19 protein-coding genes are annotated in these 18,248 nt (G+C 73.7%); 10 read left to right on the top strand and 9 right to left on the bottom strand.

Annotated elements, in window-relative coordinates:
• Positions 1–13: 13 nt before the first annotated feature.
• Genes ACYVID_RS10630 through ACYVID_RS10620 form a run of 3 tightly spaced genes read right to left on the bottom strand, consistent with a single transcriptional unit; the run spans position 14 to position 1,868 of the window.
• Positions 14–907 (bottom strand): fructosamine kinase family protein, encoded by an 894-nt coding sequence (locus ACYVID_RS10630; RefSeq protein WP_460736808.1) that lies wholly within the window; start codon positions 905–907, stop codon positions 14–16.
• Positions 904–1,479: a low molecular weight protein-tyrosine-phosphatase gene (locus ACYVID_RS10625; RefSeq protein WP_460736806.1), complete on the bottom strand. Its 576-nt coding sequence runs from the start codon at positions 1,477–1,479 to the stop codon at positions 904–906. The genes ACYVID_RS10630 and ACYVID_RS10625 overlap by 4 nt, the downstream gene beginning before the upstream one ends.
• A gap of 8 nt (positions 1,480–1,487) precedes the next feature.
• Positions 1,488–1,868 carry a phage holin family protein gene (locus tag ACYVID_RS10620; protein ID WP_300641247.1) on the bottom strand — a complete coding sequence of 127 codons (381 nt, stop codon included), beginning with the start codon at positions 1,866–1,868 and terminating at the stop codon, positions 1,488–1,490.
• 62 nt (positions 1,869–1,930) lie between these two features.
• Here ACYVID_RS10620 and ACYVID_RS10615 point away from each other — a divergent pair, with 62 nt between their 5' ends.
• From ACYVID_RS10615 to ACYVID_RS10605, 3 genes are all read left to right on the top strand, one after another.
• Positions 1,931–2,506 carry a VanZ family protein gene (locus ACYVID_RS10615; protein ID WP_460736804.1) on the top strand — a complete coding sequence of 192 codons (576 nt, stop codon included), beginning with the start codon at positions 1,931–1,933 and terminating at the stop codon, positions 2,504–2,506.
• Positions 2,507–2,515: 9 nt separating this feature from the next.
• A complete protein-coding gene (gene hisC, locus ACYVID_RS10610) occupies positions 2,516–3,589 on the top strand; it encodes a histidinol-phosphate transaminase (RefSeq protein ID WP_460736802.1) in 1,074 nt (357 codons plus the stop codon).
• Between the two features lie 61 nt (positions 3,590–3,650).
• Positions 3,651–4,613 (top strand): glutathione S-transferase C-terminal domain-containing protein, encoded by a 963-nt coding sequence (locus ACYVID_RS10605; protein ID WP_460736800.1) that lies wholly within the window; start codon positions 3,651–3,653, stop codon positions 4,611–4,613.
• Positions 4,614–4,669: 56 nt separating this feature from the next.
• On the opposite strand, the gene ACYVID_RS10600 is transcribed toward ACYVID_RS10605, so the two are convergent.
• Positions 4,670–4,891, bottom strand: a complete 222-nt coding sequence (locus ACYVID_RS10600; RefSeq protein WP_460736798.1) for a hypervirulence associated TUDOR domain-containing protein — start codon at positions 4,889–4,891, stop codon at positions 4,670–4,672.
• Positions 4,892–4,980: 89 nt separating this feature from the next.
• The gene (locus ACYVID_RS10595; protein WP_460736796.1) at positions 4,981–5,460 is read right to left on the bottom strand and encodes an SRPBCC family protein; all 480 of its coding nucleotides are present in this window, start codon (positions 5,458–5,460) and stop codon (positions 4,981–4,983) included.
• A gap of 182 nt (positions 5,461–5,642) precedes the next feature.
• On the opposite strand from ACYVID_RS10595, the gene pdhA reads away from it, so the two are divergent.
• The 7 genes from pdhA (at position 5,643) to ACYVID_RS10560 (ending at position 11,675) form a co-directional block, all read left to right on the top strand.
• A complete protein-coding gene (gene pdhA / locus ACYVID_RS10590) occupies positions 5,643–6,827 on the top strand; it encodes a pyruvate dehydrogenase (acetyl-transferring) E1 component subunit alpha (RefSeq protein ID WP_460736794.1) in 1,185 nt (394 codons plus the stop codon).
• On the top strand, positions 6,827–7,813 hold the full coding sequence (locus ACYVID_RS10585; protein ID WP_460736792.1) for an alpha-ketoacid dehydrogenase subunit beta: 987 nt from the start codon (positions 6,827–6,829) through the stop codon (positions 7,811–7,813). Before pdhA ends, ACYVID_RS10585 begins: the two co-directional genes overlap by 1 nt.
• A gap of 15 nt (positions 7,814–7,828) precedes the next feature.
• Complete coding sequence (locus tag ACYVID_RS10580; protein ID WP_460736791.1) at positions 7,829–9,271, top strand: dihydrolipoamide acetyltransferase family protein; 1,443 nt, start codon at positions 7,829–7,831, stop codon at positions 9,269–9,271.
• A 140-nt stretch (positions 9,272–9,411) separates the two neighbouring features.
• Positions 9,412–9,990, top strand: a complete 579-nt coding sequence (locus ACYVID_RS10575) for an alternate-type signal peptide domain-containing protein (RefSeq protein ID WP_460736789.1) — start codon at positions 9,412–9,414, stop codon at positions 9,988–9,990.
• Positions 9,991–9,994: 4 nt separating this feature from the next.
• Positions 9,995–10,603: a signal peptidase I gene (locus tag ACYVID_RS10570; protein WP_460736787.1), complete on the top strand. Its 609-nt coding sequence runs from the start codon at positions 9,995–9,997 to the stop codon at positions 10,601–10,603.
• Between the two features lie 74 nt (positions 10,604–10,677).
• Complete coding sequence (locus tag ACYVID_RS10565; protein WP_460736785.1) at positions 10,678–11,232, top strand: TasA family protein; 555 nt, start codon at positions 10,678–10,680, stop codon at positions 11,230–11,232.
• A gap of 5 nt (positions 11,233–11,237) precedes the next feature.
• Complete coding sequence (locus ACYVID_RS10560; protein WP_460736783.1) at positions 11,238–11,675, top strand: hypothetical protein; 438 nt, start codon at positions 11,238–11,240, stop codon at positions 11,673–11,675.
• A 73-nt stretch (positions 11,676–11,748) separates the two neighbouring features.
• Here the strand turns inward: ACYVID_RS10560 and ACYVID_RS10555 are convergent, their stop codons facing one another.
• The 4 genes from ACYVID_RS10555 to ACYVID_RS10540 all read right to left on the bottom strand — a co-directional run bounded on the left by ACYVID_RS10555 (position 11,749) and on the right by ACYVID_RS10540 (position 18,150).
• On the bottom strand, positions 11,749–12,591 hold the full coding sequence (locus ACYVID_RS10555; protein ID WP_460736781.1) for an SDR family oxidoreductase: 843 nt from the start codon (positions 12,589–12,591) through the stop codon (positions 11,749–11,751).
• 165 nt (positions 12,592–12,756) lie between these two features.
• On the bottom strand, positions 12,757–13,623 hold the full coding sequence (locus tag ACYVID_RS10550) for an ABC transporter permease (RefSeq protein WP_460736779.1): 867 nt from the start codon (positions 13,621–13,623) through the stop codon (positions 12,757–12,759).
• Entirely contained in the window at positions 13,620–16,478 is a 2,859-nt protein-coding gene (locus ACYVID_RS10545; protein WP_460736777.1) for an alpha/beta fold hydrolase, read from the bottom strand. The genes ACYVID_RS10550 and ACYVID_RS10545 overlap by 4 nt, the downstream gene beginning before the upstream one ends.
• 199 nt (positions 16,479–16,677) lie before the next feature.
• Positions 16,678–18,150: a carboxyl transferase domain-containing protein gene (locus ACYVID_RS10540; RefSeq protein ID WP_460736775.1), complete on the bottom strand. Its 1,473-nt coding sequence runs from the start codon at positions 18,148–18,150 to the stop codon at positions 16,678–16,680.
• Positions 18,151–18,248: the final 98 nt, after the last annotated feature.

Genomic DNA, 18,248 nt, shown 5'->3' with positions numbered 1-18,248 from the left:
CCCTCGCCGGTGGTCACAGGTAGCGGCCGGCCAGCCCGGCGGCGCGGGCGGCGTACCCACCGCCGAAGAGGCACGCGTGCACCAGCAGCGGGAAGAGCTGGTGCAGCGCGACCCGCTCCTGCCAGCCCTCGGCCAGCGGGGAGACCGACTCGTAGGCCTCGAGCAGCTGCGGCAGGTGCGGCAGCCCGAACAGCGCGAGCATGGCGAGGTCCACCTCCCGGTGACCGCCGTACGCCGCCGGGTCGACGAGCCAGCCGCGCGCCGGTGACCCCGGCGACTGGAGCGACGGTCCGCCCCACACGACGTTGCCGTTCCACAGGTCGCCGTGCAGCCGGGCCGGCGGCTCCTCGGGGAGCAGCGCCGTGAGCCGGCCGACGACCGCCTCGACGGTCGCGGCCTGACCGGCGGTGACGTGCCCGCGGTCGCGGCCGAGCTTGAGGTAGGGCAGCAGCCGGCGCACGGCGTAGAACTCCGCCCAGGTGTCGGTGGGCCGCTGCGGCAGCGGCAGCCGCCCGATGAAGCCGTCGCGCTCGGCGCCGAAGCCGGGGGCGCCGGCGGCGTGGGTGCGCGCCAGCCCGCGGCCGAGCTCGGCGGCCGCCTCGGGGGTGGGACGCACCGGCTCGACCCAGCGCACCACCAGGCAGTCGGGGGCGACGGCCAGCAGCTCGGGCACGGGTGCGCCGTCGTCGTGCTCGGCCGCCGCGGCCAGCCAGCGCAGCCCGGCGGCCTCGCCCTCGAAGAAGCCGTCGGGCACGTGCGGTGCGGTCTTGGCCAGCGCCGTGGTGCCGTCGGAGAGCCGTAGCTTGGTGGCGTGGCAGGTGTCCCCGCCGGCCACGTCGGCGGTCGCCACGACCGCGGTGCCGAGCAGCTGCTCGACCCGCTGCGCGATCCGCGGGGCGCGGGTCACGAGGCGTCCGGCCCCGCCCCGGCCGGAGGCCCGGCCAGCCCTGCGAGCACCGTCGGCAGCGCTGCGACCAGGGCGTCGCTCGTCCGCTCGACCATCCTCAGCACCTCCTCGAACCCGGAGTCCCCACCGTAGTAGGGGTCGGGGACCTCGCCACCCCGCCCGTCGGGGTCGAGGTCGCGGAAGAGCCGGACCCGCTCCGCCTCCGCGGTCGCGCCGGTGCCGGCCGCGAGGGCGCGCGCATCGGCGAGGTTCTGCTCGTCCATGGTCAGCAGCAGGTCGTGGTCGCCGAACCACTCCGGGGTCAGCTGCTGGGCCCGGTGGCGGCTCGGGTCGAGCCCGGCGGCGCGCAAGGTGGCCGCGGCGCGCGGGTCCATCGGCTTGCCCTCGTGCCAGCCGGCGGTGCCGCAGGAGTCGACGACGACGTACGGCGCCAGGCCGGTGGCGTCGACCCGGTCGCGCAGGACGACCTCGGCCATCGGGGAGCGGCAGATGTTGCCGAGGCAGACCAGGCCGATCCGGTAGCGGCCCGGCCGGCGCGGCGGCGGGAGGAGGGGCCCGTCGGTGGAGGTCACGGCGCGGGTCAGTCGTCCTTGCCGAGGACGTTGTCGACCAGCCAGGTCACGAGGGTGATGACGATCGCGCCGCCGACCGCGGGCCAGAAGCCCGTGACCCGGAAGCCGATGTCCAGCGCACCGGCGATGGCGTCGGTGAGGAGCAGCATCGCCGCGTTGATGACGAGCAGGAACAGCCCCAGGGTCAGCAGCACCAGCGGCAGGGAGAGCAGCGTGAGGGCCGGCTTGAGGACGGCGGTCACCGTGCCGAGGATGAGCGCCACCAGCAGCAGCGGCAGGATCTTCTCGGACAGCTCGGCGTCGCGCGGGGTGAAGCGGATGCCGTCGATCAGCCAGGCCGCGACGGCCAGCGCGACGGCGTTGGTGAAGAGCCAGGTGACGATGCGCACCGTTCGATCATCGCAGGGAGGGGCTCCCCCGGGGCGACCCGGGGACCACTAGCCTCGGGGCGGTGTTCCCGGTCGGTGGTGTGGGCGTGATGCTCGTGGGCATCGCGGTGACCGGCCTGCTCTGCGCCGGCCTCGCGACGGTCCTGGCCCGGCGTACCGGCGGCTCCTGGGCGTGGTCGCTGGCACTGCTGCTGTGGTCGTTGGCGGCGATCGGCTTCGTCACGTTGATCCCCGCGGACGGCAGCCCGGGCGTGGTCTACGCCGACCAGCGCTACTACAACTCCTGCTCCTTCGACTACGGCGGTCCGGCGCCGGAGGGCTTCTGGGTCCTCTCGGGCGGCCAGCGGCTGCTCAACGTGCTGGTCTTCGTGCCGTCGGGCGCCCTGCTGGTGCTCGTCCTGGGTCGCTGGCGCAGCGCCTGGTGGACGGTGCCGCTGGGGCTGCTCGGCCTCGGGCTGGTCTCGGTCGGGATCGAGGCGACCCAGCAGGTGCTCTCCCGGCTGGACCGCTCCTGCGACGTCACCGACGTGGTCGACAACCTCACCGGCGCGGGCCTCGGGGTCGCCGTCGGGCTGGCGCTGCTGCCGCTGGTGCGGCCGTGGCGGCGGGGTCGCCCGCGGCCCCCGCAGCAGTCCTAGGGTGGCGCCATGGCCGACACCCCCCAGCCCCGGGCGCACATCCGCGACATCCCGGCGTACGTCCCCGGCAAGCCGCCCACCCCGCGGCCGGACCTGGTGACCTACAAGCTGTCCAGCAACGAGAACCCCTACCCGCCGCTGCCCGGCGTCGTGGAGGCCGCGCACGCCGCGGTCGCGACGATGAACCGCTACCCCGACATGGGCAACGCGCTGCTCTACGCCGGCCTCGCCGAGCGGCTCGGCGTCCCGGTCGAGGACCTGGCCGCCGGCACCGGCTCGGTCGCGCTGGTCTACCAGCTGCTCAGCGCATTCTGCGACCCCGGCGACGAGGTCGTGCACGCCTGGCGCTCCTTCGAGGCCTACCCGATCGCCATCACCACCGCCGGCGCGGTCTCGGTGAAGGTGCCGGTCACCGAGGACGGTCGCCACGACCTCGACGCGATGGCCGCCGCGATCACCGAGCGCACCAAGGTCGTGCTCGTCTGCACGCCCAACAACCCCACCGGCCCCTCGGTCACCCAGACCGAGCTCGACGCCTTCCTCGCGCGGGTGCCCTCGCACGTGGTGGTCGTCGTGGACGAGGCCTACCTGGAGTTCGTGCGGATGCCCGACGCGGTCGACGGCGTCGCGACCTACCGCGCCCACCCCAACGTCGTGCTCTTCCGGACCTTCTCCAAGGCCTACGGCCTCGCCGGCTTCCGGGTCGGGTACGCCGTCGCGCAGGCGCCCGTCGCCGCGGCCCTGCGCGCGGTCTCGCTGCCCTTCGGCGTCAGCGCGGTCGCCCAGGTCGCGGCCCTGGCGTCCCTCGACGCCGAGGACGCGCTGCTCGAGCGGGTCGACGCGCTCGTCACCGAGCGCGACCGGGTGGGTGCCCGGCTGCGCGAGGTCGGGTGGCAGGTGCCGGAGGCCCAGGGGAACTTCTTCTGGTTCGCCCTCGGCGAGCGGACCGCGGAGTTCGCGGCGGCCTGCGAGGAGGCCGGCATCGTGGTCCGCCCCTTCGCGGGCGAGGGGTGCCGGGTCTCGGTCGGCGAGGTCGAGGCCAACGACCGGCTCGTCGAGGTGGCCGCACGCTTCGTGCCCTGACCGCTGGTCGAGGGCGCTTCGGGTGAGCAGCCTGGTTGAAACCTCACCTAGCCTCGCGGGCATGAGTGACACGAAGGCGTCGTACGTCGAGGAGGGTGGCTTCGAGCGGGACATGAACTACGTCCCGGACCGGATCACCCGTGGAGGCGCGAGGCCCGAGCACGGGCCCGTGAACGGGGAGCTGTGGCCGGTCGAGCCCGGCCGCTACCGGCTCGTGGCTGCTCGCGCCTGCCCGTGGGCCAACCGCGCCATCATCGTGCGCGAGCTCCTCGGCCTCCAGGACGTCATCTCCCTCGGCACTCCCGGGCCCACCCACGACGAGCGGTCCTGGACCTTCGACCTCGACCCCGAGGACAAGGACCCGGTGCTCGGCATCCACTGGCTGCGCGAGGCCTACGACAAGCGCTTCCCCGACTACCCGCGCGGCATCACGGTGCCCGCGATCGTCGACGTGCCCTCGGGCGAGCTGGTCACCAACGACTTCCCGTGGATCACCCACGACCTCTTCTTCGAGTGGCGCGACCACCACAAGCCCGACGCCCCCGACCTGTGGCCCGAGGACCTCCGCGAGGAGATGGAGGAGGTGATGGAGCGGGTCTTCACCGAGGTCAACAACGGCGTCTACCGCTGCGGCTTCGCGGGCGACCAGGGCTCCTACGAGGCGGCGTACGACCGGCTCTTCGACGCCCTCGACTGGCTCGAGGAGCGGCTCTCGACCCGTCGCTACCTCATGGGCGAGGCGATCACCGAGGCCGACGTGCGGCTCTTCACGACCCTGGCGCGCTTCGACGCGGTCTACCACGGCCACTTCAAGTGCAACCGCAACAAGCTGACCGAGATGCCGCACCTGTGGGGCTACGCCCGCGACCTGTTCCAGACACCGGGCTTCGGCGACACCATCGACTTCGCCCAGATCAAGGCGCACTACTACGTCGTGCACTCCGACATCAACCCGACCGGGATCGTCCCCAAGGGGCCGGACGAGTCGCTCTGGCACACGACGCACGGGCGCGAGCGGGTCTGACGGCGCTGGAGGACGTGGCGTGAGCCAGGCTCACGCCACGTCCTCCTGCCGCGCGCTCAGCTGCTGCTCTTCGCCTTGACCTCGGACCTGAGCTTGAGGACCTTCCCGCCGTCCTCCTGCTCGATGAGGTACGCCGGGTCGTCCTTGCTCCCGACGCGGGTGATCTTCTCGCCCTTGATCTGGCGGGTGACCTTCTCGCGGTGGATCTCGGCGACCTTGCCCTCGGCAGTCGAGCTGCCCCACTTCCAGGTGACCTTGCTGCCCTTGCGGATGCTCATGGACCGACCGTAGGCAGGCTGCCGCCCGGCCCCGCACACCCGGCGGAGGACACCCGCAGGGCTGGTGTGGGCCGCGTGGCAGCGCGGGGTCAGCGCGAGGCGTCGGCCTCCGCGGCGGCCTTCAGCTTCACCAGGGTGGCCTCGATCGCCTGCTGGGTCTTGTCGCCGAAGAGCGTGGACAGCAGCGCTCGGCCGGGGGCCGGGTAGTGGGAGAGGTCCCAGGTCTCGGTCACCTCGGTGCCGCCGTCGGGGGTGGGCGTGAGCTCGTAGCGCCAGCGGTGCAGGCCGACGTGGCGCCAGGCGATGAGCCGGTCGGCGTCGTACTCGACGACCTTGTTGCTGATCCGGTAGGGCGCGCCCATCTTCATGCTCATGCCGAACCGCGAGCCGAGCTCGAGGCGGTCCGGGCCGGAGACGGCGTCGCGCACCGTGCCGGAGCCGTCGATCCGGGAGTGCTGGCGCGGGTCGGCCACGATCGCGAAGACCGTGGCCGGGGGAGCGGCGATGGTCGTCGTGGCGGAGCGGTTCTGGGAGGTCCTGGCGGAGCTCTTCGCGTCGGGGGAGGCCATGGCACCGAGCGTAGGGACCGGGTTGGAACACGCACCGCACCCGGCTGTTACGTTGGTCCCATCGGGATGTGTCCCGGGTCACAACCGCGCCACCCCAGCGGTCGAGCCCGAGGCCCACCGGACCCCCAGCGCCCCGGCACGGAGACCCCACCGCCGGGCGAGGCAGAAGGAGACCAGCGCAGATGACCCCACCACCCGACACCGCGGACGGGACGTTCGGCCCCGACCTGGTCGAGGTCTTCGGACCCAGCCAGAGCGACGGCGGCCCCGAGCTGGTGCAGCTCCTGACCCCCGAGGGCGAGCGCGTCCACCACCCGGAGTTCGACCTCGACTTCTCCGCCGAGCAGATCCGCGGCTTCTACCGCGACATGGTGCTGACCCGGCGCATCGACACCGAGGCCACCGCACTGCAGCGCCACGGCGAGCTCGGCATCTGGGCCCAGCTGCTCGGCCAGGAGGCCGCGCAGATCGGCGCCGGCCGCGCCCTGCGCCCGCAGGACTACGTCTTCCCGACCTACCGCGAGCACGGCGTCGCCTGGTGCCGCGGCATCGACCCGCTCAAGCTGCTCGGGCTCTTCCGCGGTGTCGACCACGGCTCCTGGGACCCGCACGAGTTCAACTTCGGGCTCTACACGATCGTCATCGGCGCCCAGACCCTGCACGCCACCGGCTACGCCATGGGCATGCAGCGCGACGGCGTCGTCGGCACCGGTGACGCCGACCGCGACGCCGCGGTGGTCGCGCACTTCGGTGACGGCGCGTCCTCGCAGGGCGACGTCAACGAGGCCTTCATCTTCGCCGCGTCCTACAACGCGCCGGTCGTCTTCTTCTGCCAGAACAACCAGTGGGCGATCTCGGAGCCGATCGAGCGCCAGACCCGCATCCCGCTCTACCAGCGCGCGCTGGGCTTCGGCTTCCCGGGCATCCGGGTCGACGGCAACGACGTGCTGGCGACGTACGCCGTCACGCAGGCCGCCCTCCAGCGGGCCCGTGACGGGCAGGGGCCGACCTTCGTCGAGGCCTACACCTACCGGATGGGTGCGCACACCACGACCGACGACCCCACGCGCTACCGGCTCTCCGCGGACGTGGAGTCCTGGAAGCTCAAGGACCCCATCGCGCGGCTGGAGGTCTACCTGCGCCGCAACGGCCTGGTCGACGACGGGCTGGTGGAGCAGGTCAAGGCCGAGGCCGACGAGCTCGGCGCGCACCTGCGCGAGGGCTGCAAGGCGATGGCCGACCCGAGCCCGATGCGGATGTTCGAGCACGTCTACGCGGAGATCCCCGAGGAGCTGGCGGCGCAGCGCGACGGCTACGCCGACTACCTCGCGACGTTCGAGGGCTCTGCCGTGGGAGGGACACACTGATGGCCGGCGCACAGAAGATCACGCTCGCCAAGGGCCTCAACATGGGCCTGCGCAAGGCGATGGAGGACGACCCCAAGGTCCTGCTCATGGGTGAGGACGTCGGCAAGCTCGGCGGCGTCTTCCGCATCACCGACGGCCTGCAGAAGGACTTCGGCGAGGACCGTGTCATCGACTCCCCGCTCGCGGAGTCCGGCATCGTCGGCACCGCGGTCGGCCTGGCGCTGCGCGGCTACCGCCCGGTGGTGGAGATCCAGTTCGACGGGTTCGTCTACCCCGCCTACGACCAGATCGTGTGCCAGGTCGCGAAGATGCGCTACCGCTCGGCCGGGCACAGCCCGATGCCGATGGTCATCCGCATCCCCTTCGGTGGCGGGATCGGCGCGGTCGAGCACCACTCGGAGTCGCCCGAGGCGCAGTTCGCGCACACCCCGGGCCTGAAGGTGGTCGCCTGCTCCAACCCGGTCGACGGCTACTGGATGATCCAGCAGGCCATCGCCTCCGACGACCCGGTGATCTTCCTGGAGCCCAAGCGGCAGTACCACGCCGAGAAGATGGAGCTCGACGAGTCGCTCGCCCCGCCGCCGCTCTTCACCTCACGCGTCGCCCGCCGCGGCACCGACGTGACGGTGCTGGCCTACGGCCCGACCGTGCGCACGGCCATGACCGCCGCGGAGGCCGCAGCCGGCGAGGGCCGCTCGCTCGAGGTCATCGACCTGCGCACGCTCTCCCCGCTCGACATGGGTCCGGTCCTGGAGTCGGTGCGCCGCACCGGCCGCTGCGTCGTCGTGCACGAGGCGCACGTCAACCTCGGCCTGGGTGCCGAGCTGGCCGCCCGGGTGACCGAGGAGTGCTTCTACTCCCTGGAGGCGCCGGTGCTGCGCGTGGGCGGCTTCGACACGCCGTATCCCGCGTCCCGGATCGAGGAGGAGTTCCTCCCCGACCTGGACCGGCTCCTCGACGCCGTCGACCGCACGTTCGCGTTCTGATCCGGGGGAGAAGCGATGCCTGAGTACAAGCTGCCCGACGTCGGCGAGGGCCTGACCGAGGCCGAGATCGTCGCCTGGCGGGTCAAGGTCGGCGACGTCATCGAGGTCAACGACATTGTCGTGGACATCGAGACCGCGAAGTCGATCGTCGAGCTGCCCTCGCCGTACGCCGGCGAGGTGACCGCCCTGCTCGTGCCCGAGGGGGAGACCGTCCCCGTGGGCACGCCGATCATTCGCATCGGCGCCGAGGAGTCGGCGCCCCCGGGCGAGTCGGGGGCGACGCCGACGCCCGAGGCCGAGCTGGAGATCGACCTGTCCAACCCGGCGGCCTCCGGTGGCGGCGAGGGCGAGAGCCTGGTGGGTCGCAACAAGGCCGACCGCGGCCCGACCCGCCGCGCGCGGCGCAGCACCCCGGGCGCGGCCGCCGCCAACGCCCAGGCGCAGGCGGCGTTCGAGCCGGGCGCCTCGCCGGCCGTCGACGTCGACGAGCTGCCGGAACAGGCCCCACTGGCGCCTGCCCCAGCCGCGGCTCCGCCTGCGGCCGCGGCACCTGCCGCCGTACGCGCCCTGGCGAAGCCGCCGGTCCGCAAGCTGGCCAAGGACCTCGGCGTCGACCTGACCTCGCTGACCGGCTCCGGCCCGCACGGCTCCGTGACCCGCGAGCAGGTGCAGGCCGCTGCCGCCGGGACGTCATCCGGAGGGGATGTCCGTCCGGTCGCAGCGCATGACGTCCCGCGGGCGGCCGGCGCGCGCGAGACCCGCGAGCCGATCAAGGGCGTGCGCAAGATGATGGCGCAGGCGATGGTGACCTCGGCGTACTCCGCCCCCCACGTCACCGAGTGGGTCACCGTCGACGCGACCCGCACCGTGGAGCTGGTGGAGCGGCTGCGCTCGCACCGCGAGTTCCGCGACGTGAAGGTCAGCCCGCTGCTGGTGCTGGCGAAGGCCTGCCTGCTGGCGATCCGGCGTACGCCGGAGATCAACTCGTTCTGGGACGAGGCGGCCCAGGAGGTCGTGCTCAAGCACTACGTCAACCTCGGCATCGCTGCCGCGACGCCGCGCGGGCTGGTCGTGCCGAACGTCAAGGACGCCGACGCGATGACCCTGCGCGAGCTGGCGGAGGCGCTCGGCGAGCTGACCACGACCGCGAAGGAGGGCCGCACGCAGCCGGCCGACATGAGCGGCGGGTCGTTCACGATCACCAACGTGGGGGTCTTCGGCGTCGACGCCGGCACGCCGATCATCAACCCGGGCGAGTCCGCGATCCTGTGCTTCGGCTCGATCACCAAGAAGCCGTGGGTGGTCTCCGAGGGTGGCGAGGACCGGATCGTGCCGCGGCACGTCACGACCCTCGCGCTGTCCTTCGACCACCGGCACGTGGACGGGGAGAAGGGGTCGCGGTTCCTTGCCGACGTCGCCTCGATCCTGGAGGACCCCGCCTCGGCGCTGCTGTTCTGAGCCCGCTCCACGATCGCGCGTGCACGGCTGGTCTGGACCGGTACTGGAGACTCCTCAGGTCGAGTGCCAGGCGGCCGATCTCGTATCCATTCGGAGTCCGCCTTCCCTAGGTTCCACGCGGACCCGGGGAGGGAAGCGCCATGCGCAACTCGATCAAGGCCGCGCTCGCCGCGACCACCGGTGCGGCGCTGCTGCTCGGGGGTGCGGGGTCGCTGGCGTACTGGTCCGACGAGGAAGTCATCCCCGGCGGGACCATCAACGGCGGGTCCCTGGACCTCACGTCTGCCGACTGCGGCGTGGGCTGGGAGCTCAACGACGAGGGCGCGACCTTCGACTTCTCCCGCCCTCTCGTTCCGGGCGACACCCTGACCAAGACCTGCAGCTACGTCCTCGATGCCACCGGCGACAACCTCCAAGCCGACGTGGCCGCGAGCGCCCCCGACTTCGGCGCCGACACGGCACTCACTGCCGAGCTGGACTTCAGCAGCCGTTTCACGCTCGACGACGTGGGCGCCCCGGCACCAGCGCCCTTCACGCCGACGGCGGCGATCACGGAGGCAGACGACGGCAAGGAGCTGATCGCCTCGCTCGTCGTCGACTTCGACTTCGCCAGCGCGACGAACGCGAGCAACAGCGGGGTGGAGTACAACCCGGCTCCGCTCCAGGCCGCGCTGGAGGACATCACCATCACCGTCACCCAGACCGACGCAACCTCGTAAGGCGATGGCGCGCCACGTCGTGCGCGCCGTCTCCTGGGTGGTGCTGCTGGGGGCGACGGCGCTGGTGACACTCGCGGTGCTCGTGCCGCGGGTGGCCGGCGCCACGCCGTACACCGTCCTCACCGGCTCGATGAGCCCCGCCTACCCCGCCGGCACCCTCGTCGTCGTGCGCCCGGTCGCGCTCGCCGACGTCCGGGTCGGGGACGTCGTGACATACCAGCTGCGCAGTGGCGAACCTGCCGTGGCGACCCACCGGGTCGTCGGTGTCGGCTGGACCGCCGAGGGCGAGAGGGTCCTGACCACGCGCGGCGACGCCAACTCCGTGGCGGATGCCGAACCGGTGCGCGAGGTCCAGCTGCGGGGCGAGGTCTGGTACTCCGTGCCGTGGGTCGGCCGGCTCAACGTCCTGCTCTCCCCGGACCAGCACCAGCTGCTGGTGCAGCTCGCCGCCGGCGCGCTCTTCCTGTACGCCGCAGCGGTGCTGCTGCGCGGGTGGCGGTCGCGCCCGGTGCGGCACGCGCAGGAGGGTCGCTCGGGGGCCGACCGGCCCTCGCGGTCCAGGCGGGCCCCACGGCCTCCTCGGCCCCCTCGGCACGCCGGGGTGGTGACGTGAGCGGGCGGCATGCGGCCCCGCGGCGCACGCGGGTGCCGCAGTCGGACCGACCCTCTAGGTCGTGGACGCCCGCCGTGGTGGCGCTCGTCGGGGCGCTCGGCCTGGTAGGTGGCCTGGGGACGCAGGCGTACTGGACCGACGCCGCCACGGTGTCGGGCGCCACGATCACCTCCGGCTCGCTGGACCTGGAGGTCGAGAGCCAGGACTCCTACACGTGGACGGCGCTCTCGATCAGCGACCTGGCGCCGGGGGAGAGCACGGCGGAGTCGCTGACGATCAGCAACGCGGGGACGACGCCGTTCACGGTCTCCATCGCCAGCGAGGTGTCGGCGAGCAGCGAGGCGATGCGGACGGCGGTGCTGGCGACGGTGCGCAGCGGGGGCGCCGCGAGCACGGTCAGCGCGACCTACCCGCGGGAGGAGGAGTGCGCCGGGACGACCACCACTTACGGCCCGGCCGCGCTCCCGGTCGCCCCGACCCCGGTCCTCGGCCCCAGCGACCCCATCGCACCGGGCGGGTCGCTCACGTTCTGTGTTCTGCTCGCCCTCGACGCCGCTGCCGGCAACCCGACCCAGTCCCAGACCTACGCACCGTCCTTCCAGGTGACCGCGACCCAGGCAGTTCCGTGAGAGGCATGGCGGTGGGACCCGTGCTGGTCGGGCTCGTCGTGGGCTCGACGCTCCTGGTTGCCCCGGGTCGTACGACGCTCGCAGCTTGGACCGACACCTCGGCCGTGTCGGGTTCGACCCTGGCGACCGGCGCGCTCACGCCGCCCACGCTCGACTGCGACGAAAGCACCGGTCCGCTGCTGAGCAGCGCGGCGACCGTCTCGTGGGTGCCCAGCGGCTGGCCGACCACCCTGACGTACACCGCCGTCGTCGTCGAGACGGGGGACCCGGTCGACGTCTCCGGCAACAGCTCTGCGGAGGTCTACCCGTCGTTGTTGTCCTCGCTGCTCGGCGACACGATCACGCTGCGGGTCACCGGCTCGCTGACCGGGACGGGGTGGAGCACCTCCTCGGACCAGACTTTGGACGTCGGGCTCCTCGGGGCCTACGTCGACTGTCCCTGAGTGGCTCTACGTGGTGCCCCGGTTCAACCTGCTTGAACCGGAGCGCCACACAAGGACCCGCCGGTCCGCCGGATCAGCCGAACGCGACCGGGCCGACCTCCCAGCCCTCGGGCGCCATGGGGTGCAGCATCGCGTCGGTGCCGCCGTCGATGAACAGGCAGGCGCCGACGATGTTGGTGGCCTCGGGTGAGAGCAGGAAACAGATGGGGGCGGCGACCTCCTCCGGGCGGCCGGTGCGGCCGATCGCGGTGGGGTAGGCGTCGATGGCGGTGCCGAGCAGCGGGTCGGCGCGCATCTGCTCGACCATCGCGGTCTCGGTCGCGCCGGGTGCGACGGAGTTGAGCCGGATGCCCGCACCGGCCCACTCCGGCTTCACGCCCTCGCGACGGGCCCACCAGGCCAGGCCGGCCTTGCTGGAGGGGTAGACCATGACCGAGTCGACCTTCGCGGCCTCGGCCCGGGCCGCAGCCTCGTCGCCGCGCAGGCAGGCCTCGACGGTCGGGACGTTCCAGCCGGGCATGCCGGTGATGGAGTTGCTCGCCAGGAAGACGACGGCCGCGTCGCCGTCACGCTCCGCGGCCGCCTGCAGCTGCGGGTGCAACCCGGTCACCATCGCGACGGCGCCGAAGAAGTTCACCGACACCACCAGGTCGCCCGGCACGCCCGTGCGACCCGCCAGCCCCGCGGCCGGCACCAGCCCGTGGACGACGTCGGTCAGCCCCTGGACGCCGGCGACCGCGGCCGCCCGGCCCTCCGGCGTACCCAGGTCGGCAGCCACGTCGACGCCCTCGCCCTCGCGCAGGTCGACCCCGATGACCCGGTGCCCCCGCTCGCGCAGCATCGCGGCCGTCGCGCGCCCGATCCCCGACGCCGCTCCGGTCACGACGTGGGTGCGCTGGTGCCGGGCGTCGGTCATGCGCGGGACTGTAACGCGTTCTAGTTGCTCGCGCGTTGAGGTTCATCGGGGCCCCGCTGAACCTCACGGTCCCCCGGTGCAGCTGCATCGGTGCGGCGTGAGGTCCAGCGGCGCCCCGCTGAACCTCACACGGCCCCGCTGAAACTCACAGACCCGACCCCACCCTCAGCTCAGCACGTCCTTGCGCGCGAAGAGCACGAACCCCAGCGCCGTGAACCCGACGGCGTAGACCAGCGACCAGAGGGTCCCGTCGACCAGGTCGTCCCAGACGACGTCCTGGCGCAGCAGCCCGAACCACGCGGAGGCGTCGTGGAGGGGAAGGGCGTTGCGCAAGGAGCCGAGGTTCTCGATCTGGTCGAGGATCGCGCTGACGATGGTGACCAGGACCGCCCCGCCGACCGCGGCGAGCGGGGCGTCGGTGCGCACGCCGAGGCAGAAGGCGATGGCGCCGACGGGGAGCAGGATGACGACGAGGTACGCCGCGATCAGCGCGATCCGGCCGGCGAAGGTCCCCCACCCCAGCGTGCTGCCGTCGAGGCCGGTGAACGCGTCGGCCCCGTAGAAGACCAGCCCCACCAGCAGCGACCAGCCGATCAGCACCACGACAGCGAGCGCCGTGCTGACCAGGCCGATCACGAGCTTGGTCGCCAGCAGCCGGGAGCGCGGGACCGGCGCGACCAGGAGGTAGCGCAACGTGGACCACGACGCCTCCGAGGGCAGCGAGTCGCCCACGAAGAGAGCCGCGACCACCAGGAGCAGGAACGAGGCCGAGACCGCGGTGGTGAAGACGGCGAAGTTGGCCGCGCCGCTGGTCGCGAGGTCGACGAAGCGGTCGTCCCCGCCACCGCCGTCGCCGTCGCCCAGTGCGAAGGCGCCGACGATGATCAGCGGGAGGGCGAGCAGCAGGCCGAAGGTCCACAGGGTCCGGCGCCGGCGCAGCTGACGGGCCGTCTCCGCGCGCAGGGTCAGGGGCCTGCCGGGGAGCCGGGTCGCGGCGGGGGCAGTGGTGGGGGTCGGGGTCGGAGCAGTCATCGGGCGCGCACCTGCCTCAGGTCGTCGTTCGAGCCGCCCGAGGAAGTGGCCTCGGCGATCACGCCGAGGAAGACCTCCTCGAGCTGGCGGCGGCTGCTGACCGCCACGAGGTCCGCGCCGCTGCCGGCGACGAGCCGCACCACGTCGGCGCGGGGCAGGTCGGCAGTGACGACCAGCCGTGGCCCGACCGGTTCGGTCGCGCCCTCCGCCTCCTCCGCGGGCAGCACCTCGACGTCGGAGACGCCGGGCTGGCGGCGTACGACGTCGGCGACCGGGTCGGGGTCCGAGCCGGGCGCGAGCGTGAGCAGCGTGGTGCCGGCGCTGTCGACCAGCTCGGCCACCGTGCCGGTCACGACGACGCGGCCGGCGTGCATGACCACGACGTGCGAGCAGGTCATCTCGACCTCGGCGAGCAGGTGGCTGGAGACGATGACGGTGCGGCCGGCGGCGGCGTAGCGCTGCAGGATCGGCCGCAGCCCGGCGATCTGCGGCGGGTCGAGGCCGTTGGTCGGCTCGTCGAGCACCAGCACCTCCGGGAAGCCGAGCATCGCCTGCGCGATCCCGAGCCGCTGGCGCATGCCCTGGCTGTAGGTGCGCACGGGCCGCTCGACCGCGCCGCCGAGCGCCGCGACCTCGAGCACCTCCTCGAAGCGCGCCTCCTCCTCGGGGCGGCCGGTGGCGGCCCAGTAGGCGTGGAGGTTCTGCCGGCCGGTGAGGTGCGGCAGGAAGCCCGGGCCCTCGACCAGGGCACCGACCCGCGCCAGCACGGGCGAGCCGGGGTGGACCTGCTCCCCGAGCACGTGCACGCGTCCGGAGTCGGGACGGATGAGGCCCATGACCATGCGCAGGGTCGTGGTCTTGCCGGCGCCGTTGGGGCCGAGCAGGCCGACGACCTGGCCGCGGCCGGCGGTCCAGGAGACGTCGTCGACCGCGCGGTGGCCGTCGGCGTAGGTCTTGACCAGGCCCTCGACGACGAGCGGTACGTCGGCGAGCGCGGGGTCGGGGGCGGTGGCCCGGCCCCGGCGTCGCACGAGCGGCACGAGGACCGAGGCGGCCAGGAGCACGCCCAGGGCGACCAGGAGCCCCACGACCTCGGCGTCCGGGCCGCCGGACCCGCCGTCGACCGGGGTGCCGGCGACCGAGGGCAGCCGGAGCCGGTCGACGGTGACGACGTCGGCACGGGCCGCGCGCGGGGAGGCGTAGGTCTGGTCGGTCGTGGTGACGAGCACGCGCAGCCGGCTGCCCGCGGGCACCCGCCAGGTGCCGCCGGCGAGGTCAACGTCGACGGTGCGGGCTTCGCCCGGGGTCGTGGCGATCCGCACCGGCGCGACCAGCTGGCGGGTCAGCACGGCGGTGTCGTCGGGGGTGACCTGCCACAGGCTGAGGAAGAGCGTGCTGGTCGGTGCGCTCGAGGTGACGCTGAGGCTGACCCGGGGCGCGCCCACGAGGACCCGCTCGGACTCCAGCGGCTCGGTGTCGAAGGCGACTGACTGCCCGGGCAGGGCGGCCAGCGGGTAGGTCGAGACCGCGTCGGTCACGGCGTCGACCAGGGCGTCGCCGGTGCCGGGCACGGTGGTGAGCGAGGCCGGCACGCCGCCGGGCGGGTTCAGCACCGGTCGCGGCTCGGGGTCGAGCGGCACCTCGTCGTACGACGGCAGGGGCAGGTCGGGGGTCGTGAAGTCCTGCGGCTCGTCGCGCTCACGACCCGGGGCCGGCGGCACGGAGTAGGAGAACGGCGGCAGCGGGAGGTCCGACCCGTCGCTGCCGCGCGGGTCGCGGGCGGGGTCGAGGTAGTGGTCGAGCCACCGCTCGAGCCCGGCCGCCTCGTCGAGCACCGAGGTCGCGAAGGCGTCGTGACCGCCCTCGGTCCACCGCACGGCCACGGGGGTGCCGCGCTCGGTGAGCGCCGCGGCCGTCGCGTCGCTCTGGTCGGTGCCGAAGAGGGAGTCGGCGAGGCCCTGGACGAGGTACGTCGGGGCCGCGAGGTCCTCCAGGAACGGCGCCGGGCTGTGCGCGGCCAGCATCCCGAGCAGCGCCTCGCTCGGCTCGCCCGTGCGCGAGGCGTCGAGGAAGAGCTCGCAGATCTCCTGGTCGAAGCGGCCGCAGACGGGGTCGGTGGCCCCTTGCCGGTCGCCCGGCCGGGGGGCGGTGCCGAGGAAGAACCGCGACGCCCACAGCTGCTTGAACGGCCCCGGCCCCCGGCTGCGCGCGGCCTGCGGGAAGAACGCCTCGGCCAGGTCGTTCCAGGTGATCGCCGCGACGACGGTGTCGACCCGGTCGTCGGTGGCGGCGGTCATCAGGGCCAGCGCCCCGCTGTACGACGCCCCCACCGCGGCCACCCGCGGGTCGTCCCGTCCGTCACGCAGGACGTCGTCGCGCTCGGCGAGCTCGTCGATCAGGACTCGGGCGTCGGCGACCTCGAAGTCCGGGTCGGCGACGTGGATCCGGCCGCCGGAGTCGCCGAACCCGCGGGCGGAGTAGGCCAGCACGACGTACCCCTGGGCGGCGAGCCGTCGCCCCAGCCCGTCGAGGTCGGCCTTGCTGCCGCCGAAGCCGTGGGTCGCCAGCACCGCCGGGTGCGGCCCCTCGCCGGCCGGGACGTACGTCGTGGTGTCGATCCGCACCGGCTGGCCGTCGGGCTCGGGACCGACCCGCACCATCGCCTCGGTCGCCGTCACCTCGGTGGGCGCGGCCGCGGGCTGGTCGTCTGACTGCTCGAGGACCTGGTCGACCCGGGGCTGGGTCGGGAGCGGCTGGGTCGGGAGCGGCTGGGCGGCGCTCGCGCCCGGGAGGAGGAGGGCGCCCCCGAGAGCCAGCGCGGCAGCGGTGGCCAGCGCGGCACGGGGTCGGGTCATGGGCGCAAGTCAACCGGGTGGAGGCAAGGTCTGCCGGGTGTCCGCGGCGGGAAGTCGGGCGCCGACGGTGTGAGGTTCAGCGGGGGGCCGCTGGACCTGATGCTCCGCCGATGCAGCTTCAGCGGTGGACCGTGAGGTTCAGCGGGGGGCCGCTGAACCTCACAACGGTCCCGCTGGCCGGCCGGAGCCCGACCCCGCCTCAGCCGGCGTACCGCGCCGCCCGGTCCGAGGGCGAGCCGGGGCCACGGGCGAGCAGCCCCGCCAGCTCGTGGGCCAGGACCGCGCCGACCCGGCGGCAGAACTCCTCCGGCTCCTCGGCGGCGTCGGGCTTCTCGGCCACGACCCGGTCCACGACGCCGAGCGCGTGCAGGTCCAGGGCCCGGACCTTCTGGGCGCGGGCCATCTCGGGGGCGTGGGCGGTGTCGCGGTGGACGATCGCGGAGGCGCCCTCGGGCGGCAGCGGGGAGAGCCAGGCGTGCTGGGCGGCGACGACCCTGTCGGCGGGGAGCAGCGCGAGCGCGCCGCCGCCGTTGCCCTCGCCGAGCATCAGCGACAGGGTCGGGGCGTCGAGGGTGACGAGGTCGCCGAGGCAGCGTGCGATCTCGCCGGCCAGACCGCCGTTCTCGGCGTCCATCGACAGCGCAGCCCCGGCGGTGTCGATCACCGTGAGCAGCGGCAGCCCGAGCTCGGAGGCCAGCCGCATCCCGCGCCGGGCCTCGCGCAGCGCCCCGGGCCCGAGCGGGTGCGCGGCGGTCTGGCCGCGACGGTCCTGGCCGAGGAACACGCATGGCACGTCGCCGAAGCGCACCAGCGCGATGAGCAGCCCCGGGTCGGACTCGCCCTGGCCGGTGCCGTTGAGGGGGACGACGTCGCTGGCGGCGTACCTCAGCAGTCGGCGTACGCCGGGGCGGCCGGTGTCGCGCGAGCGGGTGACGGCGTCCCAGGTGTCGACGTCGGGCACCGGCTCGTCGCCGGGGTCGGGGGCGTCGAGCGGTGCGGGCGGGCGCATGACCCGCAGCGCCCGGTCGAGGATGTCGGGGATGTCCTCGGGCGCGACGACGGCGTCGATGATGCCGCGGGCGTAGAGGTTCTCGGAGGTCTGCACGTCCTCGGGGAACTCCTCGCCGTAGAGCGCCTGGTAGACCCGCGGCCCCAGGAACCCCACCAGGGCACCCGGCTCGGCCACCGTCACGTGCCCGAGCGAGCCCCACGACGCCATGACCCCACCGGTGGTGGGGTTGCGGAGGTAGACGAGGTAGGGCAGGCCCGCGCCGCGGTGCGCCATGACCGCCTCGGCGATCCGCACCATCTGCACGAAGGCAGGCGTCCCTTCCTGCATCCGGGTGCCGCCGGAGATCGGCGCGGCCAGCAGCGGCAGCCCCTCGTGGGTCGCGCGGCGGATCGCGGCGACCAGTCGGTCGGCGGTGGCCCGCCCGATCGAGCCGGCCAGGAACCCGAACTCGCCGACCAGCACCGCCACCCGCCGCCCGCGCAGCAGACCCTCGCCGGTCAGCACCGACTCGTCGGTCCCCGCCTTCTCGCGAGCCTTGGCCAGGTCGGCGGCGTACGCCTCGGAGATCTCGCCGTACGCCGGCGGCTCGTCCCACGAGGACCACGACCCCTCGTCGAGCACGAGGTCGATGAGGTCGGCGGCGCTGAGTCGGTCGGCCATGGACGGAGGGTAGGCCGCTGCCTGGATCATCCGGGCCCGGTGGTCGAGCAGCGAGCGCCGGCGAGCGGTCCCACGCGTGTCGGTCGAGCGGCGAGCGC

It is taken from the genome of Nocardioides ginkgobilobae (assembly GCF_054781275.1).
The sequence above is the reverse complement of the archived record's forward strand: the minus strand, read 5'-3'. Positions and strand labels throughout refer to the sequence as shown.